Genomic DNA, 13,511 nt, shown 5'->3' with positions numbered 1-13,511 from the left:
ACGGGCATTTGCCGATACACGGCGCGGAGGGCATAAACCCCTCCAACGCGTGAAGCCATGAAGTTGCTGCATGGGGGATGAACAAGGGCAAAAACCGGCTCGTCACCCTTGACTTTAAGCCGCTGCGCCCATAGGGGCTGCGCTTCGATTTTCCGACCAAAACCAGATTCATCAAAGGCCGACTGCCATGAAGATCCGCAACTCGCTCAAGTCGCTCAAGGGCCGCCACCGGGACAACCGCGTGATCCGTCGTCGCGGCCGCACCTACGTCATCAACAAGACCAACCGCCGCTTCAAGGCCCGCCAGGGCTAAGCGACGGCCGCGGCTTCCTGCGGGAGGCGGCGGTTTTTGATCTTGTATCGCGATCAGCGCCCGGTCATTGGCCGGGCGCTTTTCTTCGTCTGCGTGATGCCGGCGGAATGCGGCGATTGGGCTATCGACACCCAACCCAACGCCTTCATTCGCTCCGAGTGAATGAAAGCGTTGGGTGGATCGAATCAGCCCTCGTCCCGGCCCTTCAACTCGTCGCCGCGGATCGCGGCGACATGAAGCACGTTGGTCGATCCCGGCGTCCCGAAGGGGACACCGGCCAGCACGACGATCTTGCCGCCTTTTTCGACCATCCCATGCCGCAGCGCCATGCGCCGGGCCTTGCCGATCATTTCCTCGAAATTGCCGATATCCTTGGTGCGCACCGCATGGACGCCCCAGGTCAGCCCCAGCCGCCGTGCCGTGTCGGTGCGCGGCGTCAGCGCCAGGATCGGCGCTGAAGGCCGCTCGCGCGCCACACGGCGCACGGTGCTGCCGGACGAGGTGAAGCAGGTGATGCAGCTGGCCCCGAGCACGTTAACGATGCCGCCAGCCCCTTCGGCCAGGGCGTCGGCGGTGGTGGGATCGGGCAGCGTCTCGGTATAATGGAGCCGGCCGAAATAGCCCGGATCACGCTCCACGCTATGCGCGATGCTGTCCATCATCGCCACCGCCTCGACCGGCCAGTCGCCCGCCGCCGTTTCGGCCGACAACATGATGGCGTCGGCGCCGTCATAGACCGCCGTCGCCACGTCCGACACTTCCGCGCGGGTGGGAGTCGGCGCCTTGATCATCGATTCGAGCATCTGCGTCGCCACCACCACGGGGCGACCCAGCCGCCGGGCCGTCGCGACAATCTGCTTCTGGAGCGGCGGCACCGATTGCGGCGGCAACTCGACGCCCAGATCGCCGCGCGCGACCATCACGCCATCGGCCATCTCCACGATCTCCTCCAGCCGCTGCACCGCCGAGGGCTTTTCGATCTTGGCCATCAATGCGCCATGGCCACCCATCAGCTTGCGCGCCTCGGCCAGATCCTCGGGCCGCTGCACGAAGCTCAGGGCGATCCAGTCGCAGCCCTGTTCGATCGCGAAGCTCAGGTCGCGCCGATCCTTGTCGGTCAGCGCCGGCACAGGCACGACGACGTCGGGCACGTTCACACCCTTGCGGTTGGACAATGTCCCGCCGACCTCGACGACGGTGTCGATCCGGTCCTCGCTCACCCCCTTCACCCGCAGCACCAGCTTGCCGTCATCAAGCAGCAGCCGGGTTTCAGGGACGAGCGCGGCATAGATTTCGGGATGGGGCAGGTTGACCCGCCGCGCGTCGCCGGGCGTTTCATCCCGGTCCAGCACGAAAGCCGCGCCCTTCTCCAATATGGCGAGCCCTTTGTCAAAGACGCCGACGCGCAGCTTTGGCCCCTGAAGATCGCCCAGGATCGTGGTCGGCCGGTTATATTCCTTTTCCAGCGCACGGATGGCCGCGATGCGCGCGGCATGATCCTCATGCGCGCCGTGGCTCATATTGATGCGGAAGGCATCGGCCCCGGCGACGAACAGCGCCCGGATCATCTCCGGCGTGTCGCTTGCAGGCCCCAGCGTCGCCAGGATACGCACCTTGCGGGAACGGGGCGGTAGTTGTGTCATGTCTTCTCCTGACCGTCATGATCGCGCCTGAGCCTTGCCAGAGCGTCGTTATGGGTTATCCGTGCTGCACGACAGGATGATGTAGATCAGCGAAAGGATCGCCGATGGCCGACACCATACTCACGGATGCGGTGGCTGCAACCGCCTTCCGCCGCCTGGTAGCGCATTTGCAGCACAGGACCGACGTCCAGAATATCGACCTGATGGGAATGGCGGGTTTCTGCCGCAACTGCCTGGCCGACTGGATTGCAGAAGCCGACGGCGCCCTCTCCAAGGAAGACGCGCGGACGATCATCCACGGGATGCCGCCGGCGCAATGGAAGGCGCAGCACCAAAGCGACGCGACACCGGAGCAGATTGCAAGAATGAAGGAGAGTGTGGCGAAGAACGCCGACAGCCATTAGAGGCGTCCGCTTCCACGATTCACATTTCACGCTTGCACGGAGATTCCCATGAGCGAACCCAATGTCGCCGCCGATCAGCTACGCCTGTTCATCGAACGCATCGAACGGCTGGAAGAAGAGAAAAAGGGTATCGGCGACGATATCAAGGACGTCTATCTGGAGGCCAAGGCCAACGGCTATGACGGCAAGATCATGCGTCAGATCGTCCGCCTGCGGAAGATGCAGCCGCATGACCGCCAGGAAATGGAAGCCATCCTCCAGACCTATCTGTCCGCCCTGGGGATGGAATAACCCGCAGCAGGAGAAGCGCCCATGTCCGAGATCATCGTCAGCACCACGCCCACGCTGGAGGGGCGGCCCGCGCAACATTATCTCGGCATCGTCACCGGCGAGGTGATCGTGGGCGCCAATCTGTTCCGCGACCTGTTCGCCAGCGTCCGCGACATCGTGGGCGGGCGATCGGGCGCCTATGAGGATGTGCTCCAGCGCGCGCGGGAGCAGGCCATCGGCGAAATGCGGATGCGTGCCGCGACGCTGGGCGCCAACGCCGTGGTCGGGTTGGATCTCGATTATGAGGTCATCGGCAGCAATGGTTCCATGTTGATGGTCTCTGCTTCGGGCACCGCCATCGTCACCTGAATGTTGCGGGATCGGGGTGCGCTCGCTAGAGAGCGCGCTTCGGCTCACACAGAAAATATCGGGAGACAGGCCGTGGCCGGCCATTCCAAATTCAAGAACATCATGCATCGCAAGGGTGCGCAGGACAAGAAACGCTCGTCCATGTTCTCCAAGCTCAGCCGCGAAATCACCGTCGCTGCCAAGATGGGGATGCCCGACCCAGACATGAATCCGCGCCTGCGCCTGGCCGTCAACGCCGCCAAGGCGCAGTCCATGCCCAAGGACAATATCCAGCGCGCGATCGACAAGGCGATCGGTGGCGACACCGAAAATTATGAAGAGATCCGCTATGAGGGCTATGGTCCCGGCGGCGTCGCCATCATCGTCGAGGCGCTGACCGACAACCGCAACCGCACCGCCACAAACATCCGCACCGCTTTTTCCAAAAATGGCGGCAATCTGGGTGCTTCGGGCGCGGTGAGCCATGGTTTCGACCGTCTGGGCCTGATCACCTACCCGGCGAGCGCCGGGGACGCCGACGCGGTGTTCGAAGCGGCGCTGGAAGCGGGCGCGGACGATGTGTCCTCGAACGAGGACGAGCATGAGATCTGGACTGCGATGGATGCGCTCCACGAAGTCGCCAAGGCGCTGGAAGCCACGCTGGGCGAGGCGGACGGCGCCAAGCTGGCCTGGAAGCCGCAGACGACCGTCGAAGTCGATGAGAGCAATGCCGGCACGCTGATGAAGCTGGTCGACACGCTGGAAGATGATGACGACGTCCAGACCGTCTGGGGCAATTATGAAGTGTCCGACGAGGTGATGGAGAAGCTGGGCTGACATGCCCCGATCGCCATCATGATACTCCTGGGCCTCGACCCCGGCCTGGGCACCACCGGCTGGGGCGTCATCGCCGCTGACGGCAATCGGTTGACCCATGTCGGCAACGGCCAGATCAAGACGGATGCGGGCATGGCGCTGGCGACCCGCCTGCTGGCGCTTGATCTCGCGCTGACGGACCTGATCCTGGAACATCGGCCCGATGGCGCCGCGGTCGAGGAAGTGTTCGTGAACGTGAACCCGCAATCGACGCTGAAGCTGGGCCAGGCCCGCGGCGTGGTGCTGCTCGCGGCGTCCCGTTCGGGCATGGAAGTGGGCGAATATGCCGCCCGCCTGGTCAAGAAATCCGTGGTCGGCGTGGGCAATGCGTCGAAGGATCAGGTCCATGCCATGGTGTCGCGCCTGATGCCGGGCGCAAAGATCGCCGGACCGGATGCGGCCGACGCGCTCGCCGTGGCGATCACCCACGCTCATCATCTGGCCAGCGCGCGACGCATTCCGCGCGCATGAAAAAAGGGGCGGATCGGTCCGCCCCTTTTTGCCACATTTAGAATGGCCCGCCTATTGCCAGTCGAATGACAGCGGCGCTTCGCGGAAGGCGAAGCGGTCGAGATGGTCGGCGACCACCTGCTTGAACCGCTCGATATCGGCGTCTGCGTTAGGCTCCAGCGTGACGATCAAGGCGTCGGGCTGGGCCGCCATGCGGATCGGTCCCATCGGAAAGGCGATTTCGCCCTGCTCAGGATCGAAATTCGTCTCGAACTTGTGGCTCCAATGTTTGCAAAGCTGCTGAAGATAGCGGCTCGCATGGGTGGTGGGCACGGTCGCGGTCAGGGTCATGCTCAAAACCTCTCAATCTTGCCGGCAGCCTCGTCGATCAGGGCGGCGACATCGAACATGGTCTGGTTATCCGCCCCTTCCTTTTCAAGCCGGTGCTGGACGGCGAAGCGCAGATTATGCATGGCGCGCCGTACCGGGGCGGGATCGACCCGATCGGCCTTCGACGCCAGCGCGGCGAGCCGGGCGAGCGCCAGGTCGAGCGCGGCCTGCCGCTCTTCGATCTGCGCCTTGCCGGCATCGGTGATGGCGAACTTCTTGCGGCTGCCTTCGCCGGGCTGTTCGGCGATCAGGTCCGTTTCCGCCAGCAGGGTCAAGGTAGGATAGACGACGCCGGGACTGGGGACATAGACCTCACCCGAAAGCGCCTCGATCGCGCGGATCAGTTCATAGCCGTGGCGCGGTTCGTCCGCGATCAGCTTCAGCAGGATCAGGCGCAGCGTTTCATTGTCGAACAGCCGTCGCCGTCCGCCGCCGCGTCCGCCCCGGCCACCGCCACGCGGGCCGTCTTCGCCGAAGGGATCGCCGCCGAAGGGACCGCGTCCGCCGCGATGACCGCCAAAGCCGACAGCGAAAGCGACAGCTTCACGACGATGATGAGAGGGACCGCCCTGGCGGCCGTGGGAGGGATGGGAGAATCGCATCATTTGCTCTTTCATATGTTTCATGATGCTTTGCGATATATCTTAAAAAGCGTACCCGTCAAGAGTTACGACATATCTTAATTGTATCAAAATATCTTAAAGCGCCGCGAAATCGATCGCGGCGTGGCGGTCCAGCATCCGCGAATGATCCTCCAGCGGATATTTGAGGCCGCTGGCACAGTTGAACAGCACGGCCCGGTCGTCACGGCCGATCAGCCCCTTTTCCAGCGCCTGGCTGTAGGCGGCGAGCGTCGCCCCGCCTTCCGGGCAGAGCAACAGGCCATCGTCGCGCGCCACGTCGCGCACCGCCGCGGCAATGGCAGCGTCAGATACGGCCAGCGCCGCGCCGCCACTTTCCCGCACCGCGCGCAGGATCAGGAAATCGCCGACCGCGCGCGGGACACGGATGCCCATGGCGATGGTGTGCGCATCCTCCCAGCGCTCGGCAAATTCGACGCCCGCGTTGAACGCGCGGACCATGGGCGCGCACCCCTCGGCCTGCACCGCGAACATCCTGGGCCGCTTCGATCCGATGAAGCCGATCTTCTCCAACTCATCAAAGGCCTTCCACATGCCGATCAGGCCGGTGCCGCCGCCGGTGGGATAAAAGATCGCATCGGGCAGATCCCAACCGAGTTGTTCGGCCAGTTCGAGGCCCATCGTCTTCTTGCCCTCGATCCGATAGGGTTCCTTGAGCGTGGAGAAATCGAACCAGCCGCGCTGTTTCGCGCCCTCGCCCACGATCGCGCCGCAATCGTCGATCAGGCCGTTGACGCGATAGACGCGCGCGCCCTGCGCCGCGATCTCCCGCACATTCACTTCGGGCGTATCGGCAGGGCAGAAGATGATCGCCCGCATGCCCGCCACGGCCGCATAGGCGGCCAGAGCAGCGCCTGCATTGCCGTTGGTCGGCATGGCGACCTCGGTCACGCCCAGTTCCCTGGCCATGGAGACCGCCATGACCAGCCCGCGCGCCTTGAAGGAAGCGGTGGGCAGGCGGCCCTCATCCTTGGCGAGGAGATGCGCCCCGCCAAACCGTGCGGCGGTGCGCGGCAGCGGAATGAGCGGCGTCGCCTGCTCGCCCAGGCTCACGATGTTGGCGGTGCGCCGCACCGGCAGAAGCTCCCGCCAGCGCCACAGGTCCATGGGCCGCGCGGCCAGCGCCTCCCTGGTCAGCGCCGCGCGCACGCCGTCGAGGTCGTAGCGCACCAGCAGCGGCTTCCCCGCCGCCGACAACCCATGCAGCCGATCCGCCTCATAACGCTCGCCCGTCAACGAACATTCAAGGTGGGTGACAAAAGTCGGGCGCTCGGCGGTGAGGTTGAGGTCGTGGATCAAAGGAATCTCCGTTCGAGCCGAGCCTATCGAAGCCCCGCCCTTTTCTTCAGGAAACGGGCGCCCTTCAAAGCCGCTTGCGGCGTTGTGGAGGGCAGACTTCGACAGGTTCAGGGCGAACGGGACGAACAACCGGCGCGATTATTCCGGCTGCTTGGCCACGCTCACCATGGCGGGGCGCAGCAGGCGGTCCTTGATCATATAGCCGGCCTGCATTTCGACCAGGATGGTGCCCGGTTCGGCGTCGGCCGAGGGGACTTCCATCATCGCCTGATGCTTGTTGGGGTCGAGCGGCTGGCCGACCGATTCGAGCTTGGTGATGCCGTTGCGGCTGAACACGCTTTCCAACTCGCGGCCAGTGGCTTCCAGACCGACGACCAGGCTCTTGCCCTTTTCATCCTCGCGCAGTTCGGCGGGGATGGCCGCCAGCGCGCGGCTCAGATTGTCGGCGATCGACAACATGTCGCGGGCAAAGGCGGTCGCGGCATAGGCGCGCGCATCGGCCAGTTCCTTTTCCAGCCGGCGGCGCACATTCTGCGTATCGGCATGGGCGTAGAGGATGTCCTGTTTGGCGGTGGCGAGTTCAGCCTCCAGCGCGGCGATCCTGTCCGCGGTGGCATCGCCCGCAGGCGCCGCATCTTCGGGCAGCGCATCCACGACTTCGGTGTTTTCCAGATTCTGATTATCTTCGCTCATCTCATCAATCTCGACAGCGTCTGTGCAGTGAAGTCCACCATGGGGATCACCCGCGCATAGTTCAAGCGCGTGGGACCGATCACGCCGACCACGCCGACGACCCGGCCATCCGCGCCACGGTAGGGAGCGGCTATGACGGAAGAACCCGACAGGGAAAAGAGCTTGTTTTCCGAACCGATGAAGATTTTCGTCGCGCTGCCCGCCAGGGCGCCGTGCAACAGGTCCATGATTTCCTGCTTGCCCTCAAGCTGTTCCAGCAATTGCCGCGCCCGTTCGAGGTCGGCGGCCGTCCCGTCGTCGAGCAGGCGCGACTGGCCGCGCACGATCAGCACCGGCCGGTCGTCGGCGTCATGCGACCAGGTGGCGATGCCGCGCGCCACAAGGTCGCGCGCCGCCCGGTCGAGCGCGCCGCGCTCCGCCTCCATTTCGCGCGCCAGCGCCTCGCCCGCTTCCCGCAAGGTCAGACCGGCGAAGCGTGCGGACATGAAATTGGCCGCCTCGTTCAACATGACCGGACTGATCCCGTCCGGCAGGTCGAGCACGCGGTTTTCCACCGATCCATCCTGCCCCACCAGCACGGCCAGCGCCTGCCGGGCGTTGAGCGGCACGAAGCCGAACTGACGCAGCACCGGCTCCCGCTTGGGCACCATGACGATGCCGGCGCAGGCGGACAGGCCCGACAGGGTGGCGGTAGCGGCCGACAGGGCTTCCTCGATCGGACCGCTTTCGGCGATTCCCGCCTCGATCGCCCGGCGCTCCTCGGCAGACGGTTCGGCAGCCTGCATCATGCCGTCGACGAACAGGCGCAGCCCCGTCTCGGTCGGCATCCGCCCGGCCGAGGTATGCGGCGCCGCGAGCAGGCCCAATTCCTCCAGATCCTGCATGACATTGCGGATCGAGGCGGGCGACAGGCTCAAGGACGCGATCTTGCTGATCGTGCGCGAGCCAACGGGCAGACCCGTGCCGAGATAGCTTTCCACCACCAGGCGGAAAACGTCGCGGGCGCGATCATTAAGTTCGGAGATCGGGATAACCGACATGGTCCTCATCTAGGCAATGGAGTGAAGAGGCTCAAGATGGATCAAGGGGTCAGCGCCTTGGGATTGAGCATGGGTTCGACGTCCAGGATGCGGGGGACCGCCGCGATCGCCACGCGCAGCCTGCCATAACGCGCATCCATGCAGCCGGACTGATATTCCAGCCGCGTCGTCGCCTGGCCCGGTCGCGTCCATTCAACGACATAGCCGGGCATGTCCGTGGCGAAGCGTTCGCAATTTTTGCCATGAGCAATGGTCTTCGTGGTGCCAGCCGCCGGCCGGTGCGGGGCCAGCGTGGCGACGAGCCGGCGATATTGCGCCTGGGTCAGGGTGAAGCGGGTCGCCCCCGGCACGGAGGTGTTGCGTTCCGGCTCCAGCAGGCCCGACCCGTCTGGCGACACCTGCACCGTATAGGTCGGGCAGGCGCCGAAACAGCGCCCGGCGGTAAAGCGGATCACATCGCCCGGCAGTCGGGGCGGCTCCAGCCCGTCCTGCTGCGCCGCGCAGCCCGCCAGCGCCATGAGTCCGACCGCGATCATGTTTTTTATCTTCATATCCCCTCATATCGTCCAATTCGCGCGCTGGACACTGGCAAGAAGCGTGTTCGGGCGCTAAGCGCCGTCGCCTGACCGTTTCGGAGAAAATATTATGCGTCCTTCCGGCCGCGCGCCCGACCAGATGCGCGACATCACCATGGAACCCGGCTTCACCATCCATGCCGAGGGGAGCTGCCTCGTCAGCTTCGGCGACACGCGCGTGCTTTGCACCGCTTCGGTCGAGGAAAAAGTGCCGCCATTCCTGCGCGGCAAGGGCCAGGGCTGGGTCACGGCCGAATATGGGATGCTGCCCCGCGCCACCCACACGCGCGGCAGCCGCGAGGCGGCCAAGGGCAAGCAGTCGGGCCGCACCCAGGAAATCCAGCGGCTGATCGGCCGATCGCTGCGCACGGTCGTCGACATGAAGAAGCTGGGCGAGCGCCAGATCGTGATCGATTGCGACGTGATCCAGGCCGATGGCGGCACGCGCACGGCGGCGATCTCGGGCAGTTGGGTGGCGCTTCGCATCGCGGTGGACAAACTGCTGGCGTCGGGCGCGCTCAGCGAAGACCCGATCATCCAGAAGGTCGCCGCGATCAGCTGCGGCATTTACGAAGGCACGCCGGTGCTCGACCTCGACTATGCCGAGGACAGCAATGCCGAGACCGACGCCAACCTGATCCTGACCGGTGACGGCAAATTCGCCGAAGTGCAGGCGACAGCCGAAGGCGCGGCCTATGACGAGGAGGAGCTGCTTCGGCTGCTGCGCCTCGCCCGCATCGGCTGCGCGAAGATTTTCGCGGCGCAGGACGTCGCAACGGGGCGTTGAAGTAGAAAACGGGTGCTCCTGCGAAAGCAGGAGTCCAGGGTTCGAGGCGCCGGGCATGGGGCGCACCGGGTTTCTGCTTTCGCAGGAATACAAGACGGGTAGGAATGACATGAGCGACCAATTCGGACAGGAACAGGCGATCCGCAAGCTGGCGCCGGGCAAGCTGGTGATTGCCAGCCATAATCCCGGCAAGGTGCGGGAAATCGCCGCTCTGCTCGGCCCCTATGGGATCGAGCCGGTTTCCGCCGCGGCGCTCGACCTGCCTGAACCGGAGGAAACCGGCACGACCTTCATCGCCAATGCGGAATTGAAGGCGATGCAGGCGGCCGACCTGTCCGGCCTGCCCGCGCTCGCCGACGACAGCGGGCTATGCGTCGAGGCGCTGGGCGGCGATCCGGGGCTGTTTTCGGCGCGCTGGGCCGGTCCGGAGAAGGATTTCGGGCTGGCCATGCGCAAAGTGTGGGACGGGATCGAGGCCAAGGGGCCGGATGCGGGGCATGACGCGCATTTCATCTGCGCCCTCGCCCTCGCCTGGCCGGACGGCCATGTCGAAGCGTTCGAGGGGCGGGTCGACGGCATATTGGTATGGCCGCCGCGCGGCGACAAAGGGTTTGGCTATGACCCGATGTTCCAGCCGCTGGGCCATGACATCAGCTTCGGCGAGATGGACCCGGACGCCAAGCACGCCATGAGCCATCGCGCCGACGCCTTCGCGCAGCTGGTGAAAGCGGTGTTTTAACGCCCGCCGGGCGCCAGCACGGCCGAGTCGGCATCCAGCGGTCCTTGGCCAAAGACATTGCCGGCCGGGAAATAGCGGCAGACCAGATAGTCGAACTGCGCGCCCTCTCCCAGGGCGCAGCCGACCTTGTGCGTGCCGCGCCAGATCATCTGGGTATAGTGGCCGACATCCTGCCAGCGGCCGGTCGTGCTGATGTCGGGCAGTTTGCCGCTGCGGCGCAGCAGCCGCTTTTCATTGAGAAAGCCGCCGATCATGGCGACATATTCATAGAGGCCGCGCGTCCCCATCCAGAGATTTTCGCCGCTGGGGGTGGAGCGGTTGGCGCGGTTCGAATGGGCAAAGACGCCGGTTCGCGCCATCGTCCGGGCGTAGCGCTGCGCGTCGGCAGCCAGGGTCTCGTCCCATTGCAGCGGCGCCAGCCCGAGCGATTCGCGTTCCCCATTATGCAGGTCGAGCACGACGTTCCGCAGCAGCCCGTCATCACGCCGGGCATCGTCCATCCCGTAAAGGGCAGAGGCTGACCGGGCCTGCACGCTCGCCGTCCCGGCGGTCATCATCAACGCCGCAGCGCCTGCCGGTAGCAGCGCGCGACAAATCCGTCTAAGGCCCGCCCCGTCCATGTCGATCAATCATCCCCGCAACCCTTCGGCGCCTGCCGCTCCCCTGGCCCTATATGTGCATTGGCCCTTTTGCGTATCCAAATGTCCCTATTGCGATTTTAACAGTCATGTGCGCGACGGGATCGATACGGACGCCTGGCGCACCGCGCTGCTCAAGGACATGGCGCATGAGGCGGCACTGACCGCGGGACGGCCATTGGCGTCGATCTTCTTCGGCGGCGGCACGCCTTCGCTGATGCCGCCCGCGCTGGTCGCGGACCTGATCGCTGCGGCCGACCGCCATTGGGGGCTGGCGCCGGAGACCGAAATCACGCTGGAGGCCAATCCCAATTCGGTCGAGGCCGCGCGTTTTGCCGATCTGGTCGCCGCAGGGGTCAACCGCGTGTCGCTGGGCCTTCAGGCGCTCGACAATGAAGCGCTTCATTTTCTGGGCCGCGCCCATGATGTGGATGAAGGACTGGCCGCGCTCGCCACCGCCCAGCGCGTGTTCGACCGGGTCAGTTTCGACCTCATCTACGCGCGGCCGGGCCAGAGCGAGGCGGAATGGGCGGCGGAACTGGCCAGCGCCCTGTCCTTTGGCACCGGGCATCTGTCGCTCTATCAGTTGACGATCGAACCGGGCACGCGCTTCGCCACGTTGGTAGCGCAAGGCAAGTTGACGCCCGCCGACCCCGATCATGGCGCGACGCTCTATGAACGGACCCAGGCAATGACCGGCGCGGCGGGGATTCCCGCCTATGAGATCAGCAACCATGCGCGGCCGGGGCAGGAGAGCCGGCATAACCTGACTTACTGGCGCTATGGCGACTATATCGGCATCGGTCCCGGCGCGCATGGCCGCCGGACCGGCATGGCGACGCAGCGCCACAAGAAGCCGGAAAACTGGATGGGCGCGGTGGCGCGCAACGGCCATGGCACACAGAGCGAGGATGTGCTGGCGGGCGAGGACAAGGCGCGCGAGGCGCTGCTGATGGGCCTGCGGCTCGCCGAGGGCATCGACCTGGAGCATATCGCCGCCCGGTCAGGGATCGGCGTCACACAACTGGTGGATGAACGCACCGTCGACCAGTTGATCGACATCGGATTGCTGCACCGGCGGGATATGCGGCTTCAGGTTTCGGCGGCGGGCATGTTGCTGCTCGACGCGATCCTGCCGGAAATCGTTACCGTGTGACGAATCCAGCGCAGGCGGCGCGGCGCGACGACGGTCGAGAAACGCCTTGAGCGGGGCGCGTTAGACGCCCGCGATGACGAAATGGACCTTGGAGACGCGTCCGCACTGCAATTCGCCTCAGGGCTGCTCGGTCGTTTCGCCCTGCGGCGAAGGCACCGCATCCTTGCTGGTCATGGCGACGGCGGGCGGGCCTTTCTGGATTGCGGCGGCCAGCTGGCCTACGGGCGCGCAGTCGGCCTTGCAGAGCTTCTGCGCTTGCGCCAGCACTTCCTTCGCCCGCGCGACCGCGCCCTTTTCCATCATCGCCTCGCCCTGCCCGGCCAGCGCCGCGACATCGGTGGGATCGAGCAGCAGCGCTTCCTTGTAGAGGCGGATCGCCTTGCCCTGGAGACCCTGGGCGCGGGCGACTTCCGCCAGTTCGACATAGGCCACGCGATTGCGCGGATCGACTGCCAGCGCGCTTTCCAGCGCATCGGTCGCACCTTGCAGATTACCCGCCTTGCGCGCCGTTTCACCCGCCTTTTGCCATTCGATCGACTGGGGGCTGATCTGATTGTCCGGCCGTTGGCTAAGCCCCATGCTGGACACGGTGGTCAGCACGGCGGCCAGGGCGATCGAGGCGGGGGTGAAACGCATTAACTTCTCCAGCCATGTTTCAGGCAATGATTCCGGACCCAGGTCCAAGCGGCAAGTGTCGCGATTTTCCGCGCCTTTGTCCATGGTCTGTTTCACATACCCCGCCTGAGCCGCGCGAAATAGAAACCGTCGCTGCCGTCATGTCCCGGCGTCAGCAACAGTCCCGCGCCATGAGGCCGACCGACCGGGCCTTCGATCGGTTCCGCCGTCCAGCCGGCTTGCCGCGCCAGGAAAGCTTCGATCTGATCGCGCCCTTCCCGATCGGTCAGCGCGCAGGTCGCGTAGAGTAGCACACCGCCCGGCGCCAGCAAGGGCGCGGCGAAATCGAGGATACGCGCCTGTTCCGATACCAGCCGATCAAGCCGCGCGGGTGTCAGTCGCCAACGTGCTTCGGGATTGCGGCGCCAGGTGCCGGTGCCCGAACAGGGCGCATCGACCAGCACGATATCGACTTGCCCGACGAGGGGCGCCAGCCCACGCGCCTCATGGTTCTGGTCCAGCAACATTGCCTCGATGAAGCCGGCGCCCGCGCGCGCCGCGCGTGGCTCCAGCCGGGCGAGGCGCGTGCGGATCGTGTCGGCCGCGATCAGCCTGCCCTGCCCCGCCATGGCGG

18 protein-coding genes and 1 pseudogene are annotated in these 13,511 nt (G+C 65.3%); 9 read left to right on the top strand and 10 right to left on the bottom strand.

Annotation, left to right across the window (positions count from 1 at the left end; genetic code table 11):
- The first annotated feature begins 187 nt into the window (after positions 1-187).
- Positions 188-313, top strand: a complete 126-nt coding sequence (gene ykgO, locus C100_RS34615; protein ID WP_004210176.1) for a type B 50S ribosomal protein L36 — start codon at positions 188-190, stop codon at positions 311-313.
- A 185-nt stretch (positions 314-498) separates the two neighbouring features.
- On the opposite strand, the gene pyk is transcribed toward ykgO, so the two are convergent.
- Positions 499-1,956 (bottom strand): pyruvate kinase, encoded by a 1,458-nt coding sequence (pyk, locus tag C100_RS34610; protein WP_024019630.1) that lies wholly within the window; start codon positions 1,954-1,956, stop codon positions 499-501.
- A gap of 104 nt (positions 1,957-2,060) precedes the next feature.
- Between pyk and C100_RS34605 the strand changes: the two genes are divergently transcribed.
- From C100_RS34605 to ruvC, 5 genes are all read left to right on the top strand, one after another.
- Positions 2,061-2,360, top strand: coding sequence for a DUF1244 domain-containing protein (locus tag C100_RS34605; protein ID WP_024019629.1), 300 nt, complete (start codon positions 2,061-2,063; stop codon positions 2,358-2,360).
- 48 nt (positions 2,361-2,408) lie between these two features.
- The gene (locus C100_RS34600; protein ID WP_024019628.1) at positions 2,409-2,651 is read left to right on the top strand and encodes a DUF2312 domain-containing protein; all 243 of its coding nucleotides are present in this window, start codon (positions 2,409-2,411) and stop codon (positions 2,649-2,651) included.
- Positions 2,652-2,672: 21 nt separating this feature from the next.
- A complete protein-coding gene (locus tag C100_RS34595) occupies positions 2,673-2,999 on the top strand; it encodes a heavy metal-binding domain-containing protein (protein WP_024019627.1) in 327 nt (108 codons plus the stop codon).
- A gap of 72 nt (positions 3,000-3,071) precedes the next feature.
- Complete coding sequence (locus C100_RS34590) at positions 3,072-3,815, top strand: YebC/PmpR family DNA-binding transcriptional regulator (protein ID WP_024019626.1); 744 nt, start codon at positions 3,072-3,074, stop codon at positions 3,813-3,815.
- An 18-nt stretch (positions 3,816-3,833) separates the two neighbouring features.
- Entirely contained in the window at positions 3,834-4,325 is a 492-nt protein-coding gene (gene ruvC, locus C100_RS34585; protein WP_024019625.1) for a crossover junction endodeoxyribonuclease RuvC, read from the top strand.
- 51 nt (positions 4,326-4,376) lie between these two features.
- Here ruvC and C100_RS34580 read toward each other — a convergent pair whose 3' ends face one another.
- From C100_RS34580 to C100_RS34555, 6 genes are all read right to left on the bottom strand, one after another.
- A complete protein-coding gene (locus C100_RS34580) occupies positions 4,377-4,655 on the bottom strand; it encodes a DUF2218 domain-containing protein (protein WP_024019624.1) in 279 nt (92 codons plus the stop codon).
- 2 nt (positions 4,656-4,657) lie between these two features.
- Positions 4,658-5,299 (bottom strand): PadR family transcriptional regulator, encoded by a 642-nt coding sequence (locus tag C100_RS34575; protein WP_442800313.1) that lies wholly within the window; start codon positions 5,297-5,299, stop codon positions 4,658-4,660.
- A 93-nt stretch (positions 5,300-5,392) separates the two neighbouring features.
- A complete protein-coding gene (locus C100_RS34570) occupies positions 5,393-6,634 on the bottom strand; it encodes a threonine synthase (RefSeq protein ID WP_024019622.1) in 1,242 nt (413 codons plus the stop codon).
- A 138-nt stretch (positions 6,635-6,772) separates the two neighbouring features.
- The gene (grpE, locus tag C100_RS34565; RefSeq protein WP_024019621.1) at positions 6,773-7,327 is read right to left on the bottom strand and encodes a nucleotide exchange factor GrpE; all 555 of its coding nucleotides are present in this window, start codon (positions 7,325-7,327) and stop codon (positions 6,773-6,775) included.
- The gene (hrcA, locus tag C100_RS34560) at positions 7,324-8,367 is read right to left on the bottom strand and encodes a heat-inducible transcriptional repressor HrcA (RefSeq protein ID WP_024019620.1); all 1,044 of its coding nucleotides are present in this window, start codon (positions 8,365-8,367) and stop codon (positions 7,324-7,326) included. Before hrcA ends, grpE begins: the two co-directional genes overlap by 4 nt.
- Before the next feature lie 41 nt (positions 8,368-8,408).
- The gene (locus C100_RS34555; RefSeq protein ID WP_024019619.1) at positions 8,409-8,918 is read right to left on the bottom strand and encodes a DUF6438 domain-containing protein; all 510 of its coding nucleotides are present in this window, start codon (positions 8,916-8,918) and stop codon (positions 8,409-8,411) included.
- A 94-nt stretch (positions 8,919-9,012) separates the two neighbouring features.
- Here C100_RS34555 and rph point away from each other — a divergent pair, with 94 nt between their 5' ends.
- Both rph and rdgB read left to right on the top strand, forming a co-directional pair.
- Complete coding sequence (rph, locus tag C100_RS34550) at positions 9,013-9,729, top strand: ribonuclease PH (protein ID WP_024019618.1); 717 nt, start codon at positions 9,013-9,015, stop codon at positions 9,727-9,729.
- A gap of 109 nt (positions 9,730-9,838) precedes the next feature.
- The gene (rdgB, locus tag C100_RS34545) at positions 9,839-10,468 is read left to right on the top strand and encodes an RdgB/HAM1 family non-canonical purine NTP pyrophosphatase (RefSeq protein WP_031309327.1); all 630 of its coding nucleotides are present in this window, start codon (positions 9,839-9,841) and stop codon (positions 10,466-10,468) included.
- Here rdgB and C100_RS34540 read toward each other — a convergent pair.
- On the bottom strand, positions 10,465-11,022 hold the full coding sequence (locus tag C100_RS34540; protein ID WP_031309326.1) for a CAP domain-containing protein: 558 nt from the start codon (positions 11,020-11,022) through the stop codon (positions 10,465-10,467). The genes rdgB and C100_RS34540 overlap by 4 nt on opposite strands.
- A 64-nt stretch (positions 11,023-11,086) precedes the next feature.
- Here C100_RS34540 and hemW point away from each other — a divergent pair, with 64 nt between their 5' ends.
- On the top strand, positions 11,087-12,262 hold the full coding sequence (hemW, locus tag C100_RS34535) for a radical SAM family heme chaperone HemW (protein ID WP_024019615.1): 1,176 nt from the start codon (positions 11,087-11,089) through the stop codon (positions 12,260-12,262).
- Between the two features lie 117 nt (positions 12,263-12,379).
- Here hemW and C100_RS34530 read toward each other — a convergent pair whose 3' ends face one another.
- The gene (locus tag C100_RS34530; RefSeq protein ID WP_031309324.1) at positions 12,380-12,898 is read right to left on the bottom strand and encodes a tetratricopeptide repeat protein; all 519 of its coding nucleotides are present in this window, start codon (positions 12,896-12,898) and stop codon (positions 12,380-12,382) included.
- A 92-nt stretch (positions 12,899-12,990) separates the two neighbouring features.
- Positions 12,991-13,511 (bottom strand): annotated as a pseudogene (locus tag C100_RS34525) (RsmB/NOP family class I SAM-dependent RNA methyltransferase); the annotation flags it as partial.

It is taken from the genome of Sphingobium sp. C100, assembly GCF_000508185.1.
GTDB lineage: Bacteria > Pseudomonadota > Alphaproteobacteria > Sphingomonadales > Sphingomonadaceae > Sphingobium.
Note: the sequence above shows the minus strand (reverse complement) of the source record. Positions and strands in the feature narration are given on the sequence as shown.

Coding starts and splice junctions, on each gene's coding strand:
- hemW (WP_024019615.1), top strand. CDS start 11,087: ATGTCGATCAATCATCCCCGCAACCCTTCGGCGCCTGCCGCTCCCCTG.
- C100_RS34580 (WP_024019624.1), bottom strand. CDS start 4,655: ATGACCCTGACCGCGACCGTGCCCACCACCCATGCGAGCCGCTATCTT.
- C100_RS34530 (WP_031309324.1), bottom strand. CDS start 12,898: ATGCGTTTCACCCCCGCCTCGATCGCCCTGGCCGCCGTGCTGACCACC.
- C100_RS34605 (WP_024019629.1), top strand. CDS start 2,061: ATGGCCGACACCATACTCACGGATGCGGTGGCTGCAACCGCCTTCCGC.
- C100_RS34600 (WP_024019628.1), top strand. CDS start 2,409: ATGAGCGAACCCAATGTCGCCGCCGATCAGCTACGCCTGTTCATCGAA.
- grpE (WP_024019621.1), bottom strand. CDS start 7,327: ATGAGCGAAGATAATCAGAATCTGGAAAACACCGAAGTCGTGGATGCG.
- rdgB (WP_031309327.1), top strand. CDS start 9,839: ATGAGCGACCAATTCGGACAGGAACAGGCGATCCGCAAGCTGGCGCCG.
- C100_RS34595 (WP_024019627.1), top strand. CDS start 2,673: ATGTCCGAGATCATCGTCAGCACCACGCCCACGCTGGAGGGGCGGCCC.
- ykgO (WP_004210176.1), top strand. CDS start 188: ATGAAGATCCGCAACTCGCTCAAGTCGCTCAAGGGCCGCCACCGGGAC.
- hrcA (WP_024019620.1), bottom strand. CDS start 8,367: ATGTCGGTTATCCCGATCTCCGAACTTAATGATCGCGCCCGCGACGTT.
- C100_RS34575 (WP_442800313.1), bottom strand. CDS start 5,299: ATGATGCGATTCTCCCATCCCTCCCACGGCCGCCAGGGCGGTCCCTCT.
- rph (WP_024019618.1), top strand. CDS start 9,013: ATGCGTCCTTCCGGCCGCGCGCCCGACCAGATGCGCGACATCACCATG.
- ruvC (WP_024019625.1), top strand. CDS start 3,834: ATGATACTCCTGGGCCTCGACCCCGGCCTGGGCACCACCGGCTGGGGC.
- pyk (WP_024019630.1), bottom strand. CDS start 1,956: ATGACACAACTACCGCCCCGTTCCCGCAAGGTGCGTATCCTGGCGACG.
- C100_RS34540 (WP_031309326.1), bottom strand. CDS start 11,022: ATGACCGCCGGGACGGCGAGCGTGCAGGCCCGGTCAGCCTCTGCCCTT.
- C100_RS34555 (WP_024019619.1), bottom strand. CDS start 8,918: ATGAAGATAAAAAACATGATCGCGGTCGGACTCATGGCGCTGGCGGGC.